The sequence below is a fragment of the Marinobacter alkaliphilus genome (genome assembly GCF_055394375.1).
Genome location: NZ_AP043751.1, coordinates 2,167,907 through 2,193,010, shown reverse-complemented (window position 1 = coordinate 2,193,010; position 25,104 = coordinate 2,167,907). Strand labels below are relative to the sequence as shown.

Below are 25,104 nucleotides of genomic sequence, written 5' to 3'. Positions count from 1 at the left end.
CCATGGTTTCTGGTTTTGGGGGCTTGGTGACAGGGTGAGGGTGCCTCCCAAAAAACGCCCCGCAAGTACGTCCGTGTAGGGCTTCGTCGCGCCTTCCCTGGCGCTCCAGATTTTTGGGAGGCAACCTCACCCTGTCACCGGCAAACTTCTCGATGGCATGCCGGATAAATGACTATCCACTCCCGATTTTTGTGGGGAACACCTGACTACTCACTTGCTGGCCTTGGCAGTAGCATGCGAACCATTGCTAGTGACTTCCTGGCGCCCTGGCCAAACTTCTTGGGCTACACACTCTTGTTTTTCACACAGCCGGCCTGCACATTAGTCAGACAGGCGAAGGGCTGGTGAGGCTTTCCAAAAATCTGGAGCGCCAGGGACGGCGCGACGAAGCCCTACACGGATGTACTTGCGGGCGTTTTTTGGAAAGCCTCACCAGCCCTTCAGCCAAACACCAGAATCAAGCAGCGAACTCCCCCGAATTCAGCTCCCAAATGAGCGGGGAAGATCCAACGAAACGGAGCAAGATTGAACACTCACGATACCAGACAATTTGACCTGCACCCGGTAAACCAGCGTCGGCTGGCGACCCTGTGCGGCCAGTTTGACGAACACCTGAAGATGATTGAAAAGCGCCTGCAGGTAAAAGTCGGCCGGCGTGGACACCACTTCCGGGTGGAAGGTCACACCGAAAACGTCGCCGCCGCCACCGAAGTCATCCGGCACCTGTACCGGGAAACCGAAGCCAGCGAAGATATTCCACCGGATACCGTGCACCTGTTTATCCGCGAAACCGGCCTGGAGCGCCTGCCGGATGACGTGCCCTACGACGAAGGCCAGATAACGGTTATCAAAACCCCGAAGCTGACCGCCAAACCCCGTGGTCAGAATCAGCAAAAGTATGTGCATAACATCCGCACCCACGATATCAATTTCGGCATTGGGCCGGCAGGTACCGGCAAGACCTGGCTGGCCGTAGCCTGTGCGGTAGAGGCACTGAAAGACGAACAGGTGAAACGCATCCTGCTGGTACGCCCGGCGGTGGAAGCCGGCGAGAAACTGGGCTTTCTGCCCGGCGACCTGGCCCAGAAAGTGGACCCTTACCTTCGGCCTCTGTACGACGCGCTCTATGAAATGCTCGGCTTTGACCAGGTAACCCGACTGATCGAGAAAAGCGTGATCGAGATTGCACCACTGGCGTTCATGCGTGGCCGTACCCTGAATAACTCGTTCATCATTCTGGACGAAAGCCAGAATACCACCCGGGAGCAGATGAAAATGTTCCTCACCCGGATTGGCTTTGGCTCCACGGCGGTGATTACCGGCGACACCACCCAGGTGGACCTGCCGCGCGGGCAGAACTCCGGGCTGATTCATGCCGCCAGCGTGCTCAGCAAGGTCCCCGGTATTGGCTTTACCCGCTTTGAATCAAATGATGTGGTTCGCCATCCGCTGGTTCAGCGCATTGTGGAAGCCTACGACTCGTTCGGTGACGGGGGCTCAACCAACCCATGAGCAAACTGACCGTGGATTTCCAGGTAGCTTATGAAAGCACCGGTGTACCCGACGAAACACAGTTCCAGGTCTGGGCTGAAAAGGCATGGCTGGGCGAGGATCCGTCTGAAGTGACGATCCGTATTGTTGGTAACGAGGAAAGTCAGGACCTGAATCACCAGTACCGGGGCAAGGACAAGCCCACCAATGTTTTGTCCTTCCCATTTGAAGCACCACCGGGTATAACGGTGCCATTGGCCGGAGATCTGGTGATTTGCGCGCCGGTTGTTGAAAAGGAAGCGCAGGAACAGCATAAAGAACCTGTCGCCCACTGGGCCCATATGGTGGTGCACGGTATGTTGCACCTTCAGGGCTACGATCATATTGAAGATAACGAAGCCGAGGCCATGGAAGCCCTCGAAGTCCGGCTGCTTGCGCAGCTTGGATTTGCTAACCCTTATGAAGCAGAGGAAACGGAACCAGACTCATGAGCGACGATCAGTCGAGTCGCAGCCAGGGCGGCAAGTCCTGGCTGGAGCGTATATCACAGGCCTTCTCCAGCGGGCCTGAGTCCGTTGAGGACGTGCTGGAGATACTTCGGGACGCAGAGTCCCAGGAAATTATTGACGTCGATTCCATGAGCATCATCGAAGGTGCCATGCAGGTCATCGACATGCGGGTGGATGAGATCATGATCCCCCGTTCCCAGATGATCACCGTCAAAGCCTCCCAGGATCCGAAAGAATTCCTGCCGGAAATCATGTCATCCGCCCACAGCCGTTTCCCGGTCATCGGCGAAAGCCAGGACGACGTGATTGGCGTACTGCTGGCGAAAGATCTTCTGCCGCTTGCCATCAATAACGAGCTGAACTGGACCAGTATCCGGGAGATCCTGCGGCCACCCACGTTTGTGCCCGAAAGCAAACGGTTGAACCAGTTGCTCAAAGAGTTCAAGGAAAACCGCAACCACATGGCCATTGTGGTGGATGAGTATGGCGGCACCGCCGGCCTGATCACCATCGAGGACGTGCTGGAGCAGATCGTGGGCGAGATCGAAGACGAACACGACTTCGACGAAGAAACCCACATCAAAGCCCGTGGCGACGGCACCTACGCCGTGAAAGCCGTCACACCGATTGAAGACTTCAACGAATTTTTCGAGACCGTAATGGATGAAGAAGAGTTCGACACCATCGGCGGTCTGGTACTCAAAGAGTTTGGTCACCTGCCCAGACGGGGAGAAACGGTTGAATTCGGCGGCTTGCAGTTTACTATTGCCAACGCCGATAACCGAGTCATCCGTTTGTTGCAGGTAACGCGAAGTGAATCATGAACCTGGCCTTGGTCGCCCTCTGAATCTGCGGTTTACTGACCACCCCTGGTTTGGCCCGGCAATCCTGCTGATTGCCGGCGCAATCCAGACCCTCACCTTTTCACCTTTTCATTTGTGGTGGCTTGGCCCCCTCTCGGTTTTTCTGATTGTCCTGGTAACGCTACACCAGGCCTCGGAAAAGCTGTTTCGCGCCGGATGGTTTATCGGTCTTGGCCTGTTCGGTTCGGGCGCAAGCTGGATTTACATCAGCATCAGCGAGCACGGGAACACCTCAGTGCCAGTGGCTGTCCTGCTGATGGTTCTGTTTATAGCAGGGCTGGCCCTGTTCCATGGCCTTGCCTTCTGGTTCTGGGGCAAACTGGCCAAAGAAAGCATGATCCGGCGCCTTCTCCTGTTTCCGGCCATCTGGGTTCTGGGAGACTGGCTACGGGGCTGGTTGCTCACAGGCTTTCCCTGGCTGTACCTTGGCACTGCACATACGGACGGACCACTTGGTGGCCTGGCCCCCCTCACAGGCGTACATGGCATCACCTTCTGGATCGCAGTCACGGGTGCGTCCGCCTATGCCATCTGGTGGCTTGTTCTGTCCGGGCGCCGCAAATCAGCAGCAGTCACCGCAGTACTCACTCTGCTGCCCTGGGTCTTCGCGCCGGCCATGAAACAAGCCGACTGGACTGACCTCAAGGAACAGCCGGTCACCTTTGCCGCAATGCAAGGCAACATTCCCCAGCAGATCAAATGGGACCCGGATTTCCTGCGGGATCAGATTGTGGCGTACCTGGGCATGACCGAGGCCCACTGGCAACGCGACCTTATTTTATGGCCGGAAACCGCGATTCCGATCCCCCAGGACCAGGCAGGCAAGGTGCTTGATCACATCCACGAAGAGCTCGGCGATGAAAGTACGCTGATCACCGGCATTCCCTGGTACGGCTACAGCGATCGTATCGACGACTTCACCTTCCACAACAGCATCATGGCCATTGGCAACGGTGAAGGCATCTACCACAAGCAGAAGTTGGTTCCGTTTGGCGAATATGTGCCGTTGCAGGGCGTTCTGCGAGGACTGATCGGCTTTTTTGACCTGCCCATGAGCAGCTTCACCCCCGGGCCAAAGTACCAGTCTCCGCTGGTGGCCAACGGCATCAACATCATGCCGTACATCTGCTACGAAGTAGCGTATCCGGATTTTGTCGCCTTCAATGCCCGCAACTCCGGCTTGCTGTTAACCATCAGCAACGACGGTTGGTTTGGCGACTCGATAGGCCCACTTCAGCATCTGCAGCTGGCCCGCATGCGCGCGCTGGAAACCGGCCGCTACATGCTCAGGGGCACCAATAACGGTGTTACCGCCATCATCAACGAAAAAGGCGAGATCACCGAGCGCATCCCGCAGTTTGAACGGGCCGTACTGACCGGTGAGGTCTTCCCCGCCACCGGCAGCACGCCCTACATGCAGACCGGTTCATGGCCGGTGCTGACCCTGGCGGTGATCCTGATCGTGTTTGTGCGGGAGCGGGTGATCCCGAAAAACCCTACTCCTTAGGTGGCCAGCGGCTGGTCACCCGTTCAAAGTAATGGGAGCCGCAGGCCTCGCACGGGTGCAAGTGGCTGGTTTTGGTCAGGCACACCATGTGGTTGCAATTCATGCACCGGAACATACCGGCGGTGGCCACCTCGCCCGATATGTAGTGGCTGACGTCCTGGTTCTCCAGTTTCTGTTTGAGTTCCAGGGTGTCCACCAGGGTTTTGTCGGCTACCGAAAGCAGTCGATTCGCCAGGGTGTGCTCCAGTAACGAGATATCCAGCTGCAACCATTCTTTCAGGCCCTCACCGGTTTCCTCGACAAAGTTCAGCAGGTGCTCCAGATCCCGCTCGAGGTAGGCGCCGAGCAGGTCGGCTTCCTCACGGGTCATTTCTTCCAGTTCGTACTCAAACTCAACCGCTTTCTGAACTTCTTCCTCCAGAGTCTGAAGTGAGGTTTCCTGGAGCTCATGCAAACGGGTTTGTACCCGCTCCAGCATTCTGTCGTAAACCTCGAGGGCCTTGCCTGAAAGGTGATTGCGTTCTGGTTCTGTCATAGTCTTCCCGCCTGTTTTCTAGTTTTGGTGCAAGGGTCAGGATGTGGTACCTCTTTCCGGGACACGCTGTAAATACGTCCCTGTACGCTTGACTGCAGCATCCATGCTGCAGACAGTCCCGGAAAGAGGTACCACACCCTGCCCCCCGGACACTCTCCCTGTCTTTAGCTAATCGCAGTGGAGCAAGCGCTTCTCTCCAAGAGTACCCTTCGCAAGTTTGGGGTGCTGCCGGGGATGGCTTCCCGGGACTGTGCGCAGCATGGATGCTGCGCTCAAGCCCCCAGGGATGGGTTCACGGCGTGTCCCGGGAAGCCATCCCCGGCAGCAACCTGCACCAAACCCACGAATAACCTCCATACGGGAAGTCTGGCACAAGTCTGCGAAATTGGCAGACTACCTGTTAAGCCTTGGGTGCGTTAGAATGTTCGGCCCTTTCGAACCTCATTTTCACACAGGGTACTTTTGGTAATGGCAGGAATGGACGAACAATACAACCCACGTGATGTAGAGCAGACCGCCCGCGACTTCTGGGAAACCAACGAAACCTTCAAAGTGAAGGAAGAGCCCGGCAAGCCCAAGTACTACTGCCTGTCCATGTTCCCCTACCCCAGCGGCAAACTGCACATGGGCCACGTTCGCAACTACACCATCGGCGACGTGATTTCCCGCTACCAGCGCATGCAGGGCAAGAATGTCATGCAACCCATGGGCTGGGACGCCTTCGGTCTGCCCGCCGAAAACGCCGCCATTGCCAACAAATCCGCCCCCGCCAAGTGGACCCGGGCGAACATCGAATACATGAAGAAACAGCTCAAGCAACTGGGCTTTGGTTACGACTGGAGCCGCGAGCTGGCCACCTGTGATCCCGAGTACTACCGCTGGGAACAGTGGTTCTTTGCCCGTCTTTACGAAAAGGGCCTGGTATACAAGAAAATGTCCACCGTAAACTGGGACCCGGTCGACCAGACGGTTCTGGCTAACGAGCAGGTGGTGGATGGCCGGGGCTGGCGCTCTGGTGCGCTGGTTGAGCAGAAGAAGATTCCCCAGTGGTTTATCCGCATCACCGATTACGCCGAGGAACTGCTCAACGACCTGGACCAGCTGGAAGACTGGCCTGAACAGGTCAAGACCATGCAGCGGAACTGGATCGGCAAGTCTGTAGGTACTGAGCTGACCTTCCCTCTGAAAGACCGGGAAGACGGGCTGACCGTTTACACCACCCGTCCGGATACCCTGATGGGCGTCAGTTACATGGCGGTGGCAGCAGAACACCCGCTGGCCAAGGCTGCGGCTGAACGGCACAGGGATGTTGCGGAGTTTGTCGAGCAGTGCCGCAACAGCAAGGTGGCGGAAGCGGAACTGGCCACCATGGAAAAGAAGGGCATCGACACCGGGTTCAAAGCCATTCATCCGCTGACCCAGGAAGAAGTGCCGGTATGGGTCGCCAACTTTGTACTGATGGACTACGGCACGGGCGCACTGATGGCCGTTCCCGGCCACGATGACCGCGACCACGAGTTTGCCCTGAAGTACAAGCTGGCCATCAAGCAGGTCATTGCGCCCAACGACAGCCGTGATATCGACGTTCAGGAAAAAGCCTTTACCGAGAAAGGTGTACTTGTATCATCCGGCAAATACAGTGGACTGACCAGCGAGGAAGCCTTCGACGAGATCGCGAAATACCTTGAAGACAACGGTATCGGCAAGCGCACCGTCAACTACCGCCTGCGTGACTGGGGTGTGTCGCGTCAACGGTACTGGGGCGCGCCCATTCCGATGATGACGCTGGAAGACGGCACGGAGATGCCGGTGCCGGATGACCAGCTACCGGTTCGCCTGCCGGAAGATGTCGAGATGGACGGCGTTCAGTCACCGATCAAGGCCGATCCGGAGTGGTGCAAAACCGAATATAACGGTCAGGCGGCCACCCTTGAGACCGACACCTTCGACACCTTCATGGAGTCGTCCTGGTATTACGCGCGCTTCTGCAGCCCTAATTACGACAAGGGCATGCTGGACCCGGCAGCGGCCAATTACTGGCTGCCGGTGGATCAGTACATCGGCGGTATCGAGCACGCGATCCTGCATCTGTTGTACGCCCGTTTCTTCCACAAACTGCTGCGGGACGTTGGCCTGGTTAACAGTTCAGAGCCGTTCAATCGCCTGCTCTGTCAGGGCATGGTGCTGGCTGAGACCTACTATCGGGAAGATGAGTCCGGCAAGATCACCTGGATTGCCCCGGCCGATGTCACGGTCGAACGGGACAACAAAGGGCAAGTGGTGAAAGCGGTCCACAATGAAGACGGCCAGCCGGTTCAGATCGGTGGTGTCACCAAGATGTCCAAGTCCAAGAACAACGGCATCGACCCTCAGGCGATCATTGACCAGCATGGCGCCGACACCGTTCGTCTGTTCATGATGTTTGCTGCGCCGCCAGAGCAGTCCCTCGAATGGTCTGACAGCGGCGTGGAAGGCGCACACCGCTTCCTCAAGCGGCTCTGGCGCCTGGTCAATGAGCAGACCGCCGGTGGCCAGGTACCCACCCTTGAGGCTGGCAGCCTGAACAGCGCCCAGAAGGATCTGCGCCGCAAGACCCACGAAACCATTGCCAAGGTCAGTGACGACATCAGTCGTCGCCTCACCTTCAATACGGCTATCGCCGCTGTGATGGAACTGCTGAACGAAGTCAGCCGACTGACAGACAACGAGCCCCAGAGCCTCGCCGTTCGCCAGGAAGCACTGGAGGTGGCGGTTCTGGTGCTGTCGCCCATCGTGCCGCACATCAGCCATACTCTCTGGCAGGCTCTTGGCCACGCAGAACCCGTGGTTGATGCCAGCTGGCCGGTTGCCGACGAAAGTGCCATGGTCCGCAGTGAGATTGAGGTTGTGCTGCAGGTCAACGGTAAAGTACGGGCAAAAGAAAGCGTGCCCGCGGACATCGGCAAGGCGGACCTGGAAAAACTGGCTCTGGAGAACGAAAACGTTATGCGCTTCACTGATGGCAAAACCGTGCGCAAAGTCATCGTTGTACCCGGAAAGCTGGTTAACGTGGTGGCTAACTGATATGGCTTCGGTGCCCTTTTTTCTGAAAGCCCTCCGGCTGCCGTTACTGGCAATACTGGCTACCGCCACACTTGCCGGGTGCGGCTTTCAGTTACGGGGCACCTCACCGGTGCCGGCTTCTCTGCAACCCCTGGCGGTAGACTGCCCCGAGTCCTTGCCCGGGCGTTTCTGCCAGTCGGTGCGGGATCAACTCAGGCTGGGGGGCATTGATCTGCAGGATGCTTCATCTGCGGACTACGTGCTTCGGCTGAGAAGCTATCAGCAGGACCGCCGGGCATCCGCCATTACCGCTCAGGCCGCCGCGGCAGAGTACATACTGCGACATCAAGTCACTATGGAGTTGCTGACCGCAGACCGGATCCCGCTGATTGCCGCAACCGATCTGACCACCAGCGAGACCTATCGTTACGATGAAACCAATGTGCTGGCCAAGCAACGGGAAGAAGAGGAGCTGAGGCAACAGCTGGGAGACCGGCTGGCGCAACAGGTACTCTTCAGGCTGGCACCGATGACCCGGGAGCGGATTGACGCGGCCATCGCAGAGTACGAAAAAAGCCAGAAACAAGCCGATGCGCCATGAAGACCCAACCCGGCCAGCTCCCCCAGTTGCTCAAGAAAGGTCTGGCTCCGGTCTACCTGATTTCCGGTGACGAGCCCCTGCTGGTGCAGGAGTGCTGTGACCTGATCCGAAAGACGGCCCGGGACTCGGGGTATCAGGACCGCCTGACCTACCACGCCGACCATCAACTGGACTGGAATGCCGTTGCCGATGAATGCAACGCCATGTCCCTGTTTGCCGAGAAGCGGCGTATCGAGATTCACCTGCCAACGGGCAAGCTCGGGGATGGCCGAAAGGTTCTTGAACAGGTTCTTGAGGCACCACCTGAAGACGTTATCCTGCTACTCATCAGCGCCAAACTCGATGCCGCAGAAACCAAACGCAAGTGGTATAAAGCTCTACAAGGCTGCGGTGTCCATGTACCGGTCTGGCCGGTTGAGCCCGATAAATTTGCAGGCTGGCTGCAACAGCGGGCCAGCGGACAAGGCCTGAGTCTTACCCGCGGGGCCCTGGGCATGCTCACGGAGCGGCTTGAGGGGAATCTTCTGGCTGCCAGCCAGGAACTGGACAGATTGGCGTTACTGACGGCTGGCAAAACCATCGACGAAGAGACCATCGAGCAAGCGGTCCAGGACAGCGCCCGCTTCAATGGCTTTGAGTTGGTCACCGAGTTACTCGCCGGTAAAGCTGCCCATGCAGGAAAGATCATCGGAATCCTTCAGCAGGAAGGTGAAAACCCGCTGGGTTTGTTGAGTGTGCTGGTGCGAGACCTGCACATCATCATCGAACTGAAAACCGCTTTGCCCCCGGGGGACAGTCCAGCAGGTTTCCTGAAAAAACGCGGAGTGTTCCAGCCCCGGCGAGCGTCCGCTATCCAGCAGGCAGCCCGCCGGCTGAATATGCATCAACTGCACCGCGCCATCAGTCTGTGCAACGCCACAGACCGATCCGCCAAGGGGTTTGATAGCCTTACCCCCTGGCATCACCTCAGGGATTTGTCGGCGGTTCTTGCCGGTGCTCGCCCTAACTGATCCAGGTCAATCCAGTACGAACCTTCGCAAAACCCTGACTTCCTCCCTCTTGACAGTTTTTTACATTCCGGCGCATTGTAGACTTCCCAACTCATCAGGGAAGGAGAATCGCTATGAGCCTGCAAGACGAATTCAACAAACTGTCGGAAAAAATCAAGCAGTACCGTGACGAAGCCCGTGTGCAATTGCACCTGGCCAAGGAAGATGTAAAAGATGAATGGGACGACCTGGAACAGGACTGGGATCGCTTCCGCCAGAAGCTGGATCAGGTTCTCCATGATGCGGAGAATGCGAGCCATGAGGCGAGAGACACGGCTCGCCAATGGGGGGAAGACCTCAAGACCCGCTATCGGGACATCCGCAACAAAATGAAATAGATTGTTAACGCGTTAACAATTTACAACATGAACGAGCCGCACAGGGGCTTCTCTATTTGAGCCTCTGTGCCATACTTCACAGAAAAGTGTGAAAACTCCGTCATACTTTTGTCAGATTGTTCATTTTGCCATCAATCGCTCGTCGCGATGGCCACGGTATGTGCCGTGTAATGTGAGGTATAACGGCCCTATGAAAAAAATAACGTTAGTTCCCATCACACTTACACTCGCCCTCTCAACCACCTTGGTTATTGGCCAGAATACCCGTTTCAGTGATCCAGAGACGGTCGTGAAAGATCAGTTCTGGGGCAATCTCTATGCAAACGGCGGAACGTCGTTTTTCTGTGATGCGCCGTTCACCAGCAAGGGGTTTGTGATGACGGATGGTTATGTCTATCCGCCGGCCGATATCCGTAGCGCGCTGAATTGCGGCACTACGAGTCAATGCAAGCAGGATAATCAGTACCGTCAGATTACGTCGGATCTTCACAATATGGTGCCAGTTCGTTCGCGGGTCGAGATGCGGAGGCGGAATGCCCGCTATGAGAATCTGGGCGATGCGACGCGGGCGGATGACTGTGGTATTCGGGAGAGTGCACAATTCTTTGAGCCGCCGGAGCATGTGAAGGGGGATGTTGCCCGCACGATGGCTTACATGGTGGATACTTATGGGCTGCCTTGGCTTGGGGCGACGTCGGTGTTCCAGGAGTGGAATGAGCTGGATCCGCCGGATGATCGGGAGTTGGCGCGGCATCAGCGTATTGCCGAGATTCAGGGTAATGAGAATCCGTTTGTGGTTAATCCTGGGTTGATTAATCGCCTCTAAACTCTCAAAAAGTGCAAGCGCTGGTCAGGGTGGAGCTTTCCGAAACACGCTGTGAATACGTCCTTGTACGCTCTGCTCCGCCATCCCTGGCTCCGCAAGGTTTCGGAAAGCCCCACCCTGACCACCGCCCGGACTCTTGCGATCAGCTGAGCAAGGTTTCAGAAGGGCCTCCCCACATGCCAGCCGATAGACTTCAGTTCGCTATCAACAAAAAAGCAGGCCACTTGGGCCTGCTTTTTTGCTATCTGGAGTAACGAATCTGAATCAGATTTCGTTAGCCGCCAGAGCCATCATTGCATCGCTACCACTGCGGATGCCTTCGGCCAGAGACACGGTCTTTGGCAGCAGGCGGTCGAAGTAGAAGCGGGCTGTTTTCAGCTTGCCGGTGTAGAAGCCGGAGGTATCGCCCTCGGCTTTCGGGGCGGCGGCTTTGACGGTTTTGGCCCACATGTAAGCCAGGGCGGTGTAGCCGAACATGTCGAGGTAGTCGACGGCGGCGGCGCCGATGGCGTTGGGGTTGTCGCCGGCTTGTTTGATGACGTGTTCGGTGACGTCAGACAAGCGCTCCAGAGAGGCTGCCAACGGCTCCAGGTAGGGCTTCAGGGCGGCATCGCCAGTGTTCTCTTCGATGAACGAGGCGACGTCCTGCACGAACAGTTCGTACAGCTTGCCCTGGCTGGCAACCACTTTACGACCCATCAGGTCCATGGCCTGGATCCCGTTGGTGCCTTCGTAGATCTGGGTGATGCGGCAGTCGCGTACCAACTGCTCCTGGCCCCATTCGCGGATGAAGCCGTGGCCACCAAAGACCTGCTGGCCGATGATGGTGGTGTCCAGGCCCCGGTCGGTCAGGAAGGCTTTGGCGACGGGAGTCAGCAGGGCAACCATGCCTTCGGCGTGCTTGCGCTGTTCGTCGTTGTCGGAGTACTTGGAGATGTCCAGCCACTGGGCTACGTAGGTGGAGAAGGCACGGCCACCCTCTACGTAGCTCTTCATGGTCAGCAGCATGCGGCGCACGTCTGGGTGTACCAGGATCGGGTCAGCGGCTTTTTCGGGCTGCTGGGCACCAGTGGGAGCGCGGCTCTGGATACGCTCGTTGGCGTATTCACGGGCGCTCTGCAGGGAGGCTTCGGCGGCGCCGATGCCCTGAATGCCAACGCCCAGGCGCTCGTAGTTCATCATGGTGAACATGGCGGCCAGGCCTTTGTTCTCTTCACCAACCAGCCAGCCTTTGGCGCCGTCGAAGTTCATCACACAGGTAGCGGAGGCCTTGATACCCATCTTTTTCTCGATGGAACCACAGCTGAACTGGTTGCGCTCGCCCAGGGAACCATCATCGTTCACTATGAACTTGGGCACCAGGAACAGGGAGATGCCTTTCGGGCCCTTCGGCGCGTCCGGAAGCTTGGCCAGCACCAGATGGATGATGTTCTCAGCCATGTCGTGCTCGCCCCAGGTAATGAAGATCTTGGTGCCAGTCACGTTGAAGGAGCCATCGTCGTTCGGCTCGGCCTTGGTACGGATAATGCCCAGGTCGGTGCCAGCGTGCGGTTCGGTCAGGTCCATGGCGCCAGACCATACGCCAGAGTACATGTTCGGCAGGTATTTCTCTTTCAGCTCCTGGCTGCCGTGAGCATCCAGGGCCAGGCAGGCACCGGCGGTCAGCATCGGAGCCAGGCCGAAGGCCATGTTGGCGCCCTGCATCATTTCTTCAAACTGGGCCACCAGCGTTTTCGGCATGCCCATACCGCCGAAATCGGGGTTGCCGCCAAGGCCGTTCCAGCCACCTTCCACGATGGTCTGGTAGGCTTCTTTGAAACCTTCCGGAGTGGAAACTTCGCCTTCGTTCCACTTACAGCCCTGCTCGTCCGCTTCGCGGTTCAGGGGTGCCAACACGCCACTGGTGATCTTGCCCGCTTCCTCAAGGATCGCGTCTGCGGTGTCGGGATCTACGTTTTCTGCAATCTTGGGCAGTGATGCCCAAAGCGCTGGGGCATCAAATACTTCGTTCAGAACGAAACGCATGTCACGAAGGGGTGCCTGATAATCAGCCATGTAAAACTCTCCAGAAATTCAGTCAGTCACTTGGGGGACATGGAAAACGCCTTCTCGATGAAGGTCTGATAATCCCCCGCTCGGCTATGTGTCCGAAACAAGGTTGTTGTTCTATGGCGCGCTATTCTACCTCAAAACGCGCCCGGGACTCATGAAAAAAGCCCGCCTCCGGACGGAGAACGGGCTTTTTCAGTGCCATCAACCAGATAGCAACCCCGCCTTAGATGGCGAAGGCTTCTTCCGGCATATCCAGCAGGCTGTCAGAGCCGGCCAGCATGGTTTCTGCGTGGGTCTTGGTACGCGGCAGCAGACGCTTGAAGTAGAAGCGTGCAGACTGAACCTTGGCGTTGTAGAACATCTCCTCGGAGGTGCCGTCAGCCATCTTGTCCAGTGCTACCTTGGCCATACGGGCCCACAGGTAAGCGAAGACTGCGTAACCGGAGTACATCAGGTAATCCACGGAAGCGGCACCGACTTCTTCACGGTTCTTCATGGCGGTCATACCAATCTTCATGGTCAGGTCGCCCCATTCCTTGTTGATCGCAGCCAGCGGCTCGATGAACTCTTTCAACTGCTCGTTGTCGGCGTTCTCTTTGCAGAATACGTGAACCTGCTTGGTGAACACTTTCAGAGCTTCGCCCTGGGTCATCAGAACCTTACGGCCCAACAGATCCAGCGCCTGGATACCAGTGGTACCCTCGTAGATCATGCCGATGCGGGAATCACGAACGTTCTGCTCCATGCCCCACTCGGCGATGTAACCGTGGCCACCAAACACCTGCATGCCCAGATTGGCAGATTCGTAACCGATCTCGGTCAGGAAGGCCTTGGCGATCGGAGTCAGGAAGCCCAGCAGCGCATCGGCGTGCTTGCGCTCTTCCTCGGTCTTGCCGGAGTGAACCACGTCCACTTGCTGGCCAGCCAGGTAGATCAGGGCGCGGGCGCCTTCAGCCACAACCTTCTGAGTCAGCAACATGCGGCGTACGTCCGGGTGCACGATGATCGGGTCAGCGATGCCGTCCGGATTCTTGGGACCGCTCAGGGAACGCATGGCCAGACGCTCCTTGGCATAGGCCAGGGAACCCTGGAAGCCCAGCTCGGCAGAACCCAGACCCTGGATGGCAGTACCGATACGGGCAGTATTCATGAAGGTGAACATGCAGTTCAGGCCTTTGTTCTCCGGCCCGATCAGCCAGCCCTTGGCACCGTCGAAGTTCATCACACAGGTCGCGTTACCGTGGATACCCATCTTGTGCTCCAGGGAGCCACAGGAAACGGCGTTGCGCTCACCGGCAGAACCGTCTTCGTTCGGCAACTGCTTGGGCACGATAAACAGGGAGATACCCTTGGTGCCTTCCGGCGCGCCAGGCAGACGGGCCAGTACGATGTGAACGATGTTCTCGGCCATGTCGTGCTCGCCGGCAGAGATGAAGATCTTGGTACCGGTGATGCTGTAGCTACCGTCAGCGTTAGGCTCGGCCTTGGTACGCAGGGTGCCCAGGTCTGAACCACAATGCGGCTCGGTCAGACACATGGTACCGGTCCACTCACCGCTGATCAGCTTGGTCAGGTAGGTCTGCTTCTGCTCTTCGCTGCCATGGGCCTCGATGGTGTTGGTAGCACCGTGGCTCAGGCCCGGGTACATACCCCAGGACCAGTTGGAGGTACCAACCATTTCACTGATAACCAGGCCGATGGAATGCGGCAGGCCCTGGCCGCCGTAGTTGGGGTCGGCAGTCATGGACGGCCAGCCACCTTCAACGTACTGCTGGTAAGCCTCTTTGAAGCCAGTCGGTGTTTTTACACCGTCTTCGCTCCAGGTACAGCCTTCCTGGTCACCCACCTGGTTCAGCGGAGACAATACCTGCTCACAGAACTTTGCACCTTCCTGGATGATGGCATCGACCATATCCGGAGTTGCATCTTCGGCACCTTCCAGATTGGCGTAGTGCTGCTCGCTGTTCAGCAGCTCGTTCATTACGAATTTGATATCACGCAGGGGCGCTTTGTACTCAGGCATGGAATCCACCTCGGTTTTCGGACTCGGCTGAAACAGATAACAGCCTTTGGCCTTGGGTTTGCTCAGACACTGTGACACATCGCATCACAGCCTTAATTAAACACTTGTTTGAAACATACGTTTTGCGACACAGAATTGTCAATAGCCTGGGCTAAAAATTGTGTTGCAGTGTGTGTTCACCAATACGGAAAACACCGCCACAACAACGATAGGAAACCGCCGGAACTGGCGGATTGAGAGAAGGAACAGTCAGGTCATTCAGGCAAATAGAGACGTTGGCTTGCCGAACACGCCCTCGGCACCCTGCATGGCAGAAACGCTGCGGTAGGTTTCGTCGGCCTGGCGGGCAAAACCGGACTGGCCTTGGGCTGTCTCGTCCCGTGCCGATTCGGAACCAGGCGTTGGCTCACGCTCGCCTTCACCGGCCGCCAGTTCAGACTGCGCCTGCAACATGGTCTGCATGGCCTGGGCCGCTACCGCACGATCCTGCGCTGAGGGTTGTGCCGGCGCCATGGCGGCCGCTCGCACGACACGCATTTTCTCGATAGTTGCCTGCGGATCGCCCGCGACCGGGGAGACATCGATGGGGACTTCACCGCCCACGGCGTACTGGGCACCATCGGGCCCCCGCTGATAGGTAAACGACATGGCTCCGGCGTACTGACCGCCGACCGCCTGGTGCGCCGCCTCATGGGCCCGCACCTCCCGGTCCCTGGCCTTGAGTTCGCTTAACTCCTTGAGCTCAGCGTCTGTCAGGCCCTGTGGATTGGCCCGGGCACCCGATTCCTGATCGGTGGACCGATTGGCAGTTCGGACCTCTGGCGATTGCTCCACGCCCCGCGAAGAATCATCAGCGTCGGTCGCAAAGCCTTCACCTGGCGTGACAGGGGGCGACCCACTCGACGGAATACTGTTGGCTGCTGGGGCAACCGTCGGGTAGACAGGAGGAATGGAAGAGAGAATATTCATGGCTCAACGGCCGGGATCAGGCGCGGATATCCAGGAGTGTTCCCAGAGTTTCGTCGGCCGTCTTCACAACCTGTGCGGACGCCTCAACACTGCGCTCGTAGAGCGTCATTTCAATCAGTGGCTCAGCCAGATTGCCTGCACCCTCAGCAGACCCCTGAGGGCCGTCAACACCACCACGGGCAATCTTCCGGGCCGCATTTTCCATGCCCGCCATGCCATCCTGGATACCTTGAATACCAAGAGAAAGGGTGTTGTTGATCATGTCCAGGCCACCTATGACAACAGATTGACTTATTTACTCACAGATTTGGTCAAATTTCAATCAACGGGCGAATATTCAGGAATCTTGCCAGGACTTTCGGCAACTGGTCAGCCGGAGTGCCATCCAACCACGGCAAAACACCCAGGCATGGTGCCCCGAGGTGCGTTGTCAGATAGTTAAGGGTGTCCTGCTCACAACTCATGACATTCTCTTCGGGATGATTGGCTACCCAGCCTGCCACGAACAGACCATCGGCCCTGATGGCCTCCGCGGTGAGCATGGCGTGGTTGATACAGCCTAGTTTCAGGGGCACAACCAGTACCACATCCAGCCCCAGCTCCCGCGGCACCGCTGCGTAGGTTTCCCGATCATTGAGGGGAACCCGCCAACCACCAGCACCCTCAATCAGCATCAGGTCGGCGGGTCGAATCTGCAGGCCACGGCAAAAGCCCACAAGGCGCTGGGCCGTGATGTTCTTGCCCGCCTGTTGCGCCGCAACGTGGGGGGCAATGGCCGGCTCCAGTGCGATGGGGTTGAGGGCATCGTAGGGAAGCTCTTCGGTAATGGCGGCCTGCAGCATCAGGGCGTCTTCATTACGCAGTCCATCCGGGGTCTGCTCGCACCCTGATGCTATGGGCTTCATCGCCAGCGTGCGTTTACCCAGCTGTCGGGCAGCCTCCAGAATGGCAGCAGCAGCGATGGTTTTGCCCACGCCGGTGTCGGTGCCTGTTACGAAATAGGTTTTCTTTGCCATTTTCTGGGGTTCCTGCTGCATCTTTTTTTGGGGTGCCAGGTGAGTGTGTGGTGCGTCTTTCCGGGACACGCTCAAGACTTCCATGTGCGCTTAGATCGGGCCATCCCTGGCCCTCTATAGTCCCGGAAAGACGCACCACACCCTCACCGCAAACTTTCAAGATTGCCGTCCTTATTCGATCACTGAAAATCGTAATTCCTCGGCTTTGACCAGTACAGCCAGCCAGCGTGATAACTGGCGATAATTTCGCCGTTGCTCTGTTTTGGATAGGCCGTGCACATCGATTTGAATCGACCCGGGGCGGTGATGGTTCTGCGGCGCTCTTCGCCTTTGAACACGGCGCCGAGGTGTTTGAGTTCCCGGTTCAGGGCCATGGGGGAGTCATAGGGCAAAGCCAGGGTTGCCGTGTCCAAGGTGGAACCAGGGAGCTGCTGGCCGGTTAATCGCTTCCAGTCCGCATAGCGGGTAAAACGGTTTACGTGGGGCTGGCCGGGGTCGGCGTAGGCCCAGGCTTGCTTGAGTTCTTCGAGGGTGCCTTCCAGCAAGGTGGAGATGGCGAGGATGCCGCCGGGCTTGAGGATTCTTTGGCATTCTGCCAGGACGGCTTCCGGTCGGGTGCTCCACTGGATCATCAGGTTGCTGTAGATCAGGTCGGTGCTGTTGTCTGGCACCGGGAGCTGTTCGGCGTCTGCGTTGAGCCAGCGGATGGTCTCGGAGCTGCTGGCTTTGGCCTGTTCCAGCATGCCGGGAGCCAGGTCTGCGCCGGTGATGGCAGCGTTCGGGTATTGGCTCGCCAGTTTGCGGGTGAACCAGCCGGTACCACAGCCGAGATCCAGGATAGTTGGCGGCTTCAGGTTCTCCGGTAGGTGGGCGAGCATGGTGTCGCCCATGGCTTTTTGCAGGCGAGAGGCACTGTCGTAGGTCTGACTGGCGCCGCCGAACCCCCGGGCAATACAGGCTTTACTGCCGGTTCCACCTTCGGCACGGGTTATTGCCGTCAGATCGCTGTAGGCGCTCATACCGCAACAGACTCCTGAGCGGCCTGCTCCGGTAACAGGGAATGGCACTGAGCCAACGCTTGCAACAACCGATCAAGCTGTTCTTCAGAATGCGCGGCGCTCAGGGTTACCCGCAACCGGGCTTCGCCCTCCGGAACCGTGGGCGGGCGAATGGCAGTGACCAGTATGCCCTGCTCCTCCAGCGCCCGGCTCAATGCCAAAGCTGCATGGTTATCCCCCACCATAATGGGCTGGATGGGCGTGAGCGATGGCATCAGCTGATAGCCCAGCTGCTGCGCCCCGGAACGGAACCGGGCAATCAGTGCCTGCAAATGGGAGCGGCGCGCATCATCCTGTTCGATCAGATCAATACTGGCACAGCTTGCCAGCGCCACCGCCGGCGGCATGGCAGTCGTGTAAATATACGTTCGAGCCTTCTGTACCAGATAATCCATCAGTACCTCCGGCCCGGCCACAAACGCACCACTGGTGCCCACCGCCTTGCCAAGAGTACCAATCAAAACCGGCACCTCATCCTCCGACAACCCGGCCTCCAGCACACTGCCCCGCCCCTGGGGACCAAGCACGCCGATACCATGGGCATCATCCACCACCAGCAGGGCATCGTGGGCCTTACACACCCGGGCAAGTTCCTTCAGCGGCGCGATATCACCGTCCATACTGAACACACCATCGGTCACCACCAGCTTGTGCCCCGACGTCTCCGCCAGCATCCGCTCCAAGGCTGCGACATCCCCGTGCCCATAACGCCGAACCCGAGCCCGGCTGAGGATGCAGCCATCAATAATCGACGCATGATTCAAACGATCCGAAAAAATCGTATCCCCACGCCCTGCGAGTGCAGAAATCACACCCATGTTCGCCATATACCCGGTGGAGAAAAACAACGCCGAACTGCGCCGGGTAAACGCCGCCAGCCGCTGCTCCAGCTGATGATGGGCATCATGGTGACCACACACCAGGTGCGAAGCCGCACCCCCCAACCCGGTCTCTGACAACGCGTCCCGCAGCGCGGCAACATTGCCAGAGTGATTAGCCAGCCCAAGATAATCGTTGCTACAGAACGACAACAGCTCCGCCCCGTCCGCCACCAGCTCCGGCTTCTGCGGCCCGGAAACCAGGCGACGGGACCGGTACAAACCGTCCCGTTTACGCTGTTCAATCTCCAGGGCGAAATCACGCATAGAAAAAGTACCTAAATCAGCTGCTGTTGTACGGAATCCACGAACGGCGTTTGGCGTGAAGGTCGGGTAAGGCTTTCCGGAACTATAAAGGGCCAGGGATGGCCCGTCCTAAGCGCACATGGACGTCTTGAGCGTGTTTCGGAAAGCCTTGCCCGACCTTCACCCGCACCGCACAGAACGCCCAAAACCAGAAACCTCAGGCAGACTCCCGAGTAGCGTCATAAAACATATGCCGAGTAGCCTCATACTCCACCGCCTCGGCCAACGCCTCAGTCTCCTGCTCCTCGGTAGCACACTGCTCCCGCTGCTCCGGCCGAATCCCCAGCTTGCCGAACAACTGCATATCCGCATCCGCCTCAGGATTGGACGTGGTCAGCAACTTCTCGCCATAGAAAATGGAATTGGCACCCGCCATAAAACACAACGACTGCATCTGCTCATTCATCTGCTCGCGACCCGCAGACAAACGAACGTGGGACGCCGGCATCATAATCCGCGCCACCGCAATCATCCGGATAAAATCAAACGGCTCCAGGTCTTCGACATTTTCCAGCGGCGTGCCCTTTACTTTCACCAGCATATTCACCGGCACACTCTCCGGATGCTGCGGCAGATTCGCCAGCTGAACCAGCAAACCAACCCGGTCATCCTCGTCTTCACCCATCCCCATGATGCCGCCACAGCAGACCTTCATGCCGGCCTTGCGGACGTTATCCAGGGTATCCAGGCGGTCCTGATAGGTGCGGGTTGTGATGATGTGGTTGTAATACTTCTCCGACGTATCCAGGTTGTGGTTATAGTAATCCAACCCGGCGTCGGCCAGCTCGCGTGCTTCTTCTTCCTTCAGCATGCCCAGGGTCATGCAGGTTTCCATGCCCAGGGATTTGACCTGCTTTACCATATCGAGGACATAAGGCATGTCTTTTTTGGACGGACTGCGCCAGGCCGCCCCCATACAGAACCGGGAAGCCCCTTTCTGCTTCGCCGCCCGCGCTTCCGCGACAACCTTCTCAATCTCCAGCAGCTTTTCCTTCTCCAGCCCGGTGTTGTAATGGCCACTCTGGGGGCAATACTTGCAGTCTTCCGGGCAGGCGCCTGTCTTGATGCTCAACAGGGTGCTGACCTGCACTTCGTTTGGGTCAAAGTGCTCACGGTGCACGGTCTGGGCCCGGAATAGCAAATCGTTGAACGGCAGATTGAAAAGATCCCGGGCTTCCTGAAGTGTCCAGTCGTGACGCAGTGCTGTGGCGGTCATGGCAAAGTCCTGTTAACCTTCGCAAGGTTTTTGGTTTACGGATAAACCGAGATGATAAACGGACTGAAACCGCTGTCAACCTTCATTAAACGAAAGGTTAACAGCGTGCAGAGTGGTGGCCGCTGTGTCAGTTGCCTGTCGCCCCATGCACACCATGGGCTATGCACTGGCTGCCGGGAAGACCTGCCGGTCAACCGCTGGCACTGCCACAGTTGCGCCCTGCCCCTGGCCTTTGCCACACCGGGTATGCGGTGCGGCGAATGCCAGACACTGCCCCCGCCCTTTTCCCGATCGCTGATTCCCTGGCGCTACCAGTACCCGGTGGATGGCATGATTGGCCGCTACAAGTATCAGGGCCACCGCAAGTTTGCGCGCCCGCTGTTAATCGGTTTCGCCAGCTTTCTGGAACAGCACCTTGAGCCGGAGCAGAAACCGGATGTTCTGATTCCCGCCCCGATGCACTGGCTCAGACGCTGGCAACGGGGCTTTAATCAGGCCCAGGACATTGCCGAGTTTGTTGGCGCCCGGCTGGACATTCCGGTCGCGGCCGGGGTGGTGCGCCGGTCGCGAAGGGTGAAGGCTCAGCGGAGTCTGAACAGGGCTGCGCGACTGCAGAATCTGCGGGATGTGTTTGAGGTGCGCGGAGTGGTGCCGGAGCGGGTGGCGATTGTTGATGATGTGGTTACCACGGGGGCTACGGTCAGGGTTCTTGCCTCTGCGTTGAAGGAAGCGGGGGCTGGCGACATTCAGGTTTGGGCTTTGGCTCGGACTCCTGGCTAGGAGGTCCGGGAAACTGGTCGGGGACCTTTGTCTGGTGTCAGCAGCGATGAGGTCGCCCTTTCCGGGACACGCTCAAGGCATCCTGCTCGCTTAGGACGGGCCATCCATGGCCCTTTATAGTCCCGGAAAGGGCGACCTCATCGCTGCACTACCGGCTGCGTTGGTTTCCCCGACCACCAAAGGCAGTTCTCCCCTACATCCTACTTTTCTCGTCTAATAGCAGTTTCACCTCTTCGGCTATTGCCAAGCATGATGTCAGTCCCGGTGATTCAATTCCAAACAGATTAACCAGGCCGGGCAGTCCGTGTTGTGCCGGGCCGTCTATGCGGAAATCGAAGAAATCGCCATCGGGTCCAGTAAGCTTCGGGCGAATACCGGCATAGGCGGGTTGAAGTCGGTCTGCATCCAGGCCTGGCCACCATTGCCGGATGCCGTCGGCAAAGGCGTGCACCCGGTCAGGATTCACCGTGTAGTCTTCCTCGGGAATCCACTCCACGTCGGGGCCAAAGCGGGCCTGGTTGGCAAGATCCAGGGTGAGGTGGACGCCCAGGCCGCCGGGCTCGGGCAAGGGGTAAATCAGGGTATTGAAGGGGTGTTTGCCGGCATAGCTGAAATAAACACCCCGGGCCAGCCACTGTTTCGGCCTGGCGGCATCGGGCAGGCCCAGCCATTGTCGGGCAAGCTTGGGGGCGCCCAAACCGGCGGCGTTGATTACCTCAGAAGCCTCAAGTTTTACACGCTGGCCGCCACCCAGGGTCAGGGTATGCTTCCCGCCGTCGGATTCTGCGGCCAGCACCGGGCTGTTCAACACCAGTTGTCCGCCAGCATCCTCCAGCTCCCCCAACAGCGATAACATCAGGCCATGGCTGTCGATAATCCCGGTTTCCGGAGACCACAGACCGGCCCGGGCGTTGATGGCAGAGAGTTGTCGGGTTATGTCCCGGCCATCGCGAAGCTGCAATTCGACGCCATTGCCCGCCGCCTGTGCCTGGATGCCGGAAAGGCGGTCCGTCTGGGCAAGGTTGGTTGCGATGATCCACTTGCCGCATTTGCGATGGCCTACCTTGCGGCTGTCACAGTAGTCATACAACAGTTCACGGCCCCGAACGCAACAATGGGCTTTCAGGGACCCGTGGGGATAATAGATTCCAGCGTGGATAACCTCGCTGTTGCGGGATGAGATGCCCTCGCCGAAGCGGGAGGCCGCCTCCAGCACCAGGACCTCCCGGCCGGTCAGAGCCAGTTGCCGGCCAATAGCAAGGCCAACCACGCCGGCGCCAATGACCACCGTCTGTATGCTAAAACGCTCTTCGCTCACGATTTCTGACCATTTATCGATATCAAACGAGGAAATTACCGCAGATAACCGCTGACTGCATTACCTCCAACCCCAGAACCGTTATACTTCATCCTACGGGTACCAGGACGCACGGAGCAGGGATTATGTCAGACAGGAAGCAGTTCATTACGGTTATGGTGGTTGCCGCGCTGTTCGTTAGCTGGATTGGCTGGCGAGGGTTTGAGGTTATCAGCCTGAACGATCAATTGATGGCCGATAAAACCGTGGCCAGTTACCCATACCAGCACAGGGTGCTCCGGGTGGAAGGGGATACGGCGGTGATCAGCTCGCTGCGCTCCCACTCGGTCTCGACTCAGCAGGCATTGTCTGCGGTGTTCCCGAGCATGCGTCATCTGGCGGACACCCACCGGGACTGGCAAAGGGCGGAGCGTGAGTTGGCGCAGGTCCAGGCCCGGGCCGGCGATATTATTCTGGCAACCTCGGGCGTCAATCGTGTTCGCTGGGAACTGGACGAAAACTGGTATCATCTGCAATCCATGAAATCCCGATACAACACGGCCTTCTGAATTTTATGCAACATGAGCCTCCGGAACTGACAACGTCCACACATCCCTACGATCAACTCACCCCGGAAGTGATCCTGGACGCGCTCGAGGAAGCAGGCTTTGCCGTCAGCGGCCGGCTGTTCGCCCTGAACAGTTACGAGAACCGGGTTTACCAGATAGGGCTCGACGATGGCCCGCCGGTGATTGCCAAGTTCTATCGCCCGGGTCGCTGGAGCGAAGCCGCGATCCGGGAGGAGCATGAATTCTCGCTGGACTTGCAACAAGCCGACATTCCGGTGGTCGCGCCGTTGGTCATGCCCGGGGGCGATACCCTGGGCCAGCATCAGGCATTTCTGTTTGCGGTTTTCCCCCAGCGCGGCGGGCAGGCACCCGACACCAGCGTCACAGACACCCTGTACCGACTGGGCCAATGGCTGGGGCAGATCCATAACCTTGGGGCGCTGAAATCCTTCAACCACCGGCCGGGGTTTGACCTGATCCAGGGGTTGGAAGAGCACAATGCGCTGCTGGTCAACGGAGGCTGGGTGCCGGACGACCTGCGCCCGGCCTGGGACAGCCTGATCCCGGATCTGATTGCCGGCTGCCGCCAACGAATGGCAGACGCGGGAACCGTTGATACCCTGCGAATTCACGGCGACTGCCATGCCGGCAACATTCTGTGCCGGGACGAATCCATGCTGTTTGTAGACCTGGATGACTGTCGCACAGGGCCGGCCGTGCAGGACATGTGGCTGCTGCTTAACGGCGAAGCCTCCGAACGCGGGGCGCAGCTCGGCGAGTTGATTGAAGGCTATGAGATGTTCCGGGACTTCAACCGCCGGGAACGACATCTGATTGAGCCCCTGCGGTGTTATCGGCAAATCGCCCATTGCGCCTGGCTTGCCCGGCGCTGGGAAGATCCGGCCTTTCCACGGTTCTTCCCCTGGTTTGCCCAACCCAGATTCTGGTCAGACCAGATCCTGGCCCTTCGCGAACAACTTTCCGCACTTCAGGAACCGGCCATCAGCCTGCCCGGGCAATTCTGATCATCATTCAACGAGGTACCCATGAGCGATAACGACGAAGCCCGTTATACCGTCCGCAGCCTTATTGTGACCGGCATAGCCGCCATCATCGGCACCGTCCTGGTGTTAGAGGCCACCGGCCGCATTGACCATACCGAACACAAGGACCATGTGCCGGTCGGCGACTTCAAGGCTATTCATATCCAGCCCGGCGACAGCTTCCGGATGTCCAGAAAGTCCTCAGAGCTGCACGCTGTGTGCGAGAATGGCTACCTGGCCATCGCCGCCGATGTCGATCCATCCTTTCGGGGCATCCTGGTAGATTACAAGAACCGGGGTGTACGCTGCCAGCGGCCCTCTCCCACGGACCTGGCCCCAGCTACAGGTTCTGAAGAGGACGGCGATGAGTAAGGGCAAATCCTGGGGACCAGAGCAGCTGACCGACCGTTTGTTTGCCACCGAACGCAACCCCGAGGATTTCCGGTTCGATGCTTCGGTGGCCAGGGTCTTTCCCGACATGATTCGCCGGTCGGTGCCCGGCTACACCACCATCATCCCGATGATTGAGGTGATCACCGAGCAGTACGTACAACCAGGCTCCCATTGCTATGATCTGGGTTGCTCGCTGGGCGCTTCCACCCTGGCCATGCGCCACGGCATTCCTCACCGCGACTGCAATCTGGTGGGTGTCGACAACTCCAGCGCCATGATCGAGCGTTGCGAGCACTACATCGCACTGGATGACCACGAACTGCCGGTTACCCTGCGCTGCGAGGACATTCTCGAAACAGAACTGAGCCGAGCCTCGGTAACCACATTGAACTTTACCCTGCAGTTCGTACCACCGGAGCAGCGGCTGGCCCTGCTTACCCGGATTGCCAAGGCAACCCTGCCAGGCGGCGTACTGATCCTGTCTGAAAAAATCCGCTTTGAATCGGAAACCGAGCAGGATATCCAGACGCGACTGCACCACGAGTTCAAGCGCGCCAACGGCTACTCCGACCTGGAAATAAGCCAGAAGCGGGCAGCCATCGAAAAGGTATTGATTCCGGAAACCCTGGCCGCCCACCGTGACCGGCTGATACAGGCTGGCTTTGATCAGGTACTGGTCTGGTACCAGTGCTTCAACTTTGTTTCCATACTGGCCCTCAAGAACCGTTGATCCCAGGACATAA

The 25,104-nt window shown here is 58.2% G+C and carries 24 protein-coding genes; 14 read left to right on the top strand and 10 right to left on the bottom strand.

Going from position 1 to position 25,104, the window contains the following annotated elements; all coding sequences use genetic code 11:
• The first annotated feature begins 525 nt into the window (after positions 1 to 525).
• The 4 genes from ACZ5Q2_RS10015 to lnt are packed head-to-tail and all read left to right on the top strand — an operon-like array spanning position 526 to position 4,370.
• The gene (locus ACZ5Q2_RS10015) at positions 526 to 1,512 is read left to right on the top strand and encodes a PhoH family protein (protein ID WP_061331552.1); all 987 of its coding nucleotides are present in this window, start codon (positions 526 to 528) and stop codon (positions 1,510 to 1,512) included.
• Complete coding sequence (gene ybeY, locus ACZ5Q2_RS10010) at positions 1,509 to 1,982, top strand: rRNA maturation RNase YbeY (protein ID WP_061331553.1); 474 nt, start codon at positions 1,509 to 1,511, stop codon at positions 1,980 to 1,982. Before ACZ5Q2_RS10015 ends, ybeY begins: the two co-directional genes overlap by 4 nt.
• Positions 1,979 to 2,824 (top strand): HlyC/CorC family transporter, encoded by an 846-nt coding sequence (locus ACZ5Q2_RS10005; RefSeq protein WP_061331554.1) that lies wholly within the window; start codon positions 1,979 to 1,981, stop codon positions 2,822 to 2,824. Before ybeY ends, ACZ5Q2_RS10005 begins: the two co-directional genes overlap by 4 nt.
• A gap of 19 nt (positions 2,825 to 2,843) precedes the next feature.
• Positions 2,844 to 4,370, top strand: coding sequence for an apolipoprotein N-acyltransferase (gene lnt / locus ACZ5Q2_RS10000; protein WP_432210714.1), 1,527 nt, complete (start codon positions 2,844 to 2,846; stop codon positions 4,368 to 4,370).
• Here lnt and ACZ5Q2_RS09995 read toward each other — a convergent pair.
• The gene (locus tag ACZ5Q2_RS09995) at positions 4,360 to 4,905 is read right to left on the bottom strand and encodes a zinc ribbon-containing protein (RefSeq protein ID WP_432210191.1); all 546 of its coding nucleotides are present in this window, start codon (positions 4,903 to 4,905) and stop codon (positions 4,360 to 4,362) included. The two genes, lnt and ACZ5Q2_RS09995, sit on opposite strands and share 11 nt — an antisense overlap.
• Positions 4,906 to 5,382: 477 nt before the next feature.
• Here ACZ5Q2_RS09995 and leuS point away from each other — a divergent pair, with 477 nt between their 5' ends.
• The 5 genes from leuS to ACZ5Q2_RS09970 all read left to right on the top strand — a co-directional run bounded on the left by leuS (position 5,383) and on the right by ACZ5Q2_RS09970 (position 10,761).
• Positions 5,383 to 7,968 (top strand): leucine--tRNA ligase, encoded by a 2,586-nt coding sequence (gene leuS / locus ACZ5Q2_RS09990; RefSeq protein WP_432210192.1) that lies wholly within the window; start codon positions 5,383 to 5,385, stop codon positions 7,966 to 7,968.
• Between the two features lies 1 nt (position 7,969).
• Positions 7,970 to 8,548 carry an LPS-assembly lipoprotein LptE gene (locus tag ACZ5Q2_RS09985; RefSeq protein WP_432210193.1) on the top strand — a complete coding sequence of 193 codons (579 nt, stop codon included), beginning with the start codon at positions 7,970 to 7,972 and terminating at the stop codon, positions 8,546 to 8,548.
• A complete protein-coding gene (gene holA / locus ACZ5Q2_RS09980) occupies positions 8,545 to 9,558 on the top strand; it encodes a DNA polymerase III subunit delta (protein WP_152438693.1) in 1,014 nt (337 codons plus the stop codon). The genes ACZ5Q2_RS09985 and holA overlap by 4 nt, the downstream gene beginning before the upstream one ends.
• 113 nt (positions 9,559 to 9,671) lie before the next feature.
• A complete protein-coding gene (locus ACZ5Q2_RS09975; protein ID WP_432210194.1) occupies positions 9,672 to 9,935 on the top strand; it encodes a hypothetical protein in 264 nt (87 codons plus the stop codon).
• Positions 9,936 to 10,125: 190 nt separating this feature from the next.
• Entirely contained in the window at positions 10,126 to 10,761 is a 636-nt protein-coding gene (locus tag ACZ5Q2_RS09970; RefSeq protein WP_432210195.1) for an endonuclease, read from the top strand.
• Between the two features lie 264 nt (positions 10,762 to 11,025).
• Here the strand turns inward: ACZ5Q2_RS09970 and ACZ5Q2_RS09965 are convergent, their stop codons facing one another.
• The 8 genes from ACZ5Q2_RS09965 to bioB all read right to left on the bottom strand — a co-directional run bounded on the left by ACZ5Q2_RS09965 (position 11,026) and on the right by bioB (position 20,279).
• The gene (locus tag ACZ5Q2_RS09965) at positions 11,026 to 12,816 is read right to left on the bottom strand and encodes an acyl-CoA dehydrogenase C-terminal domain-containing protein (protein ID WP_061331560.1); all 1,791 of its coding nucleotides are present in this window, start codon (positions 12,814 to 12,816) and stop codon (positions 11,026 to 11,028) included.
• A 220-nt stretch (positions 12,817 to 13,036) separates the two neighbouring features.
• Positions 13,037 to 14,836, bottom strand: a complete 1,800-nt coding sequence (locus ACZ5Q2_RS09960) for an acyl-CoA dehydrogenase C-terminal domain-containing protein (RefSeq protein ID WP_432210196.1) — start codon at positions 14,834 to 14,836, stop codon at positions 13,037 to 13,039.
• A gap of 258 nt (positions 14,837 to 15,094) precedes the next feature.
• On the bottom strand, positions 15,095 to 15,805 hold the full coding sequence (locus ACZ5Q2_RS09955) for a putative metalloprotease CJM1_0395 family protein (protein WP_432210197.1): 711 nt from the start codon (positions 15,803 to 15,805) through the stop codon (positions 15,095 to 15,097).
• Positions 15,806 to 15,821: 16 nt separating this feature from the next.
• Positions 15,822 to 16,067 carry a flagellar basal body rod C-terminal domain-containing protein gene (locus ACZ5Q2_RS09950; RefSeq protein ID WP_072676701.1) on the bottom strand — a complete coding sequence of 82 codons (246 nt, stop codon included), beginning with the start codon at positions 16,065 to 16,067 and terminating at the stop codon, positions 15,822 to 15,824.
• A gap of 49 nt (positions 16,068 to 16,116) precedes the next feature.
• A complete protein-coding gene (gene bioD / locus ACZ5Q2_RS09945; protein ID WP_431475373.1) occupies positions 16,117 to 16,821 on the bottom strand; it encodes a dethiobiotin synthase in 705 nt (234 codons plus the stop codon).
• A gap of 179 nt (positions 16,822 to 17,000) precedes the next feature.
• Complete coding sequence (gene bioC, locus ACZ5Q2_RS09940; RefSeq protein WP_432210198.1) at positions 17,001 to 17,840, bottom strand: malonyl-ACP O-methyltransferase BioC; 840 nt, start codon at positions 17,838 to 17,840, stop codon at positions 17,001 to 17,003.
• Complete coding sequence (bioF, locus tag ACZ5Q2_RS09935) at positions 17,837 to 19,024, bottom strand: 8-amino-7-oxononanoate synthase (RefSeq protein ID WP_432210199.1); 1,188 nt, start codon at positions 19,022 to 19,024, stop codon at positions 17,837 to 17,839. The genes bioC and bioF overlap by 4 nt, the downstream gene beginning before the upstream one ends.
• 196 nt (positions 19,025 to 19,220) lie before the next feature.
• Positions 19,221 to 20,279, bottom strand: coding sequence for a biotin synthase BioB (bioB, locus tag ACZ5Q2_RS09930; protein WP_432210200.1), 1,059 nt, complete (start codon positions 20,277 to 20,279; stop codon positions 19,221 to 19,223).
• A gap of 51 nt (positions 20,280 to 20,330) precedes the next feature.
• Here bioB and ACZ5Q2_RS09925 point away from each other — a divergent pair, with 51 nt between their 5' ends.
• The gene (locus tag ACZ5Q2_RS09925; RefSeq protein ID WP_432210201.1) at positions 20,331 to 21,059 is read left to right on the top strand and encodes a ComF family protein; all 729 of its coding nucleotides are present in this window, start codon (positions 20,331 to 20,333) and stop codon (positions 21,057 to 21,059) included.
• A gap of 193 nt (positions 21,060 to 21,252) precedes the next feature.
• On the opposite strand, the gene ACZ5Q2_RS09920 is transcribed toward ACZ5Q2_RS09925, so the two are convergent.
• Positions 21,253 to 22,377: an NAD(P)/FAD-dependent oxidoreductase gene (locus ACZ5Q2_RS09920; protein ID WP_432210202.1), complete on the bottom strand. Its 1,125-nt coding sequence runs from the start codon at positions 22,375 to 22,377 to the stop codon at positions 21,253 to 21,255.
• A 125-nt stretch (positions 22,378 to 22,502) separates the two neighbouring features.
• Between ACZ5Q2_RS09920 and ACZ5Q2_RS09915 the strand changes: the two genes are divergently transcribed.
• Genes ACZ5Q2_RS09915 through cmoA form a run of 4 tightly spaced genes read left to right on the top strand, consistent with a single transcriptional unit; the run spans position 22,503 to position 25,091 of the window.
• Positions 22,503 to 22,925: a hypothetical protein gene (locus ACZ5Q2_RS09915; protein WP_058092060.1), complete on the top strand. Its 423-nt coding sequence runs from the start codon at positions 22,503 to 22,505 to the stop codon at positions 22,923 to 22,925.
• A gap of 5 nt (positions 22,926 to 22,930) precedes the next feature.
• The gene (locus ACZ5Q2_RS09910; RefSeq protein WP_061331569.1) at positions 22,931 to 23,950 is read left to right on the top strand and encodes a serine/threonine protein kinase; all 1,020 of its coding nucleotides are present in this window, start codon (positions 22,931 to 22,933) and stop codon (positions 23,948 to 23,950) included.
• A gap of 21 nt (positions 23,951 to 23,971) precedes the next feature.
• Entirely contained in the window at positions 23,972 to 24,340 is a 369-nt protein-coding gene (locus tag ACZ5Q2_RS09905) for a hypothetical protein (protein ID WP_058092062.1), read from the top strand.
• Entirely contained in the window at positions 24,333 to 25,091 is a 759-nt protein-coding gene (gene cmoA / locus ACZ5Q2_RS09900) for a carboxy-S-adenosyl-L-methionine synthase CmoA (RefSeq protein WP_432210203.1), read from the top strand. Before ACZ5Q2_RS09905 ends, cmoA begins: the two co-directional genes overlap by 8 nt.
• Positions 25,092 to 25,104: the final 13 nt, after the last annotated feature.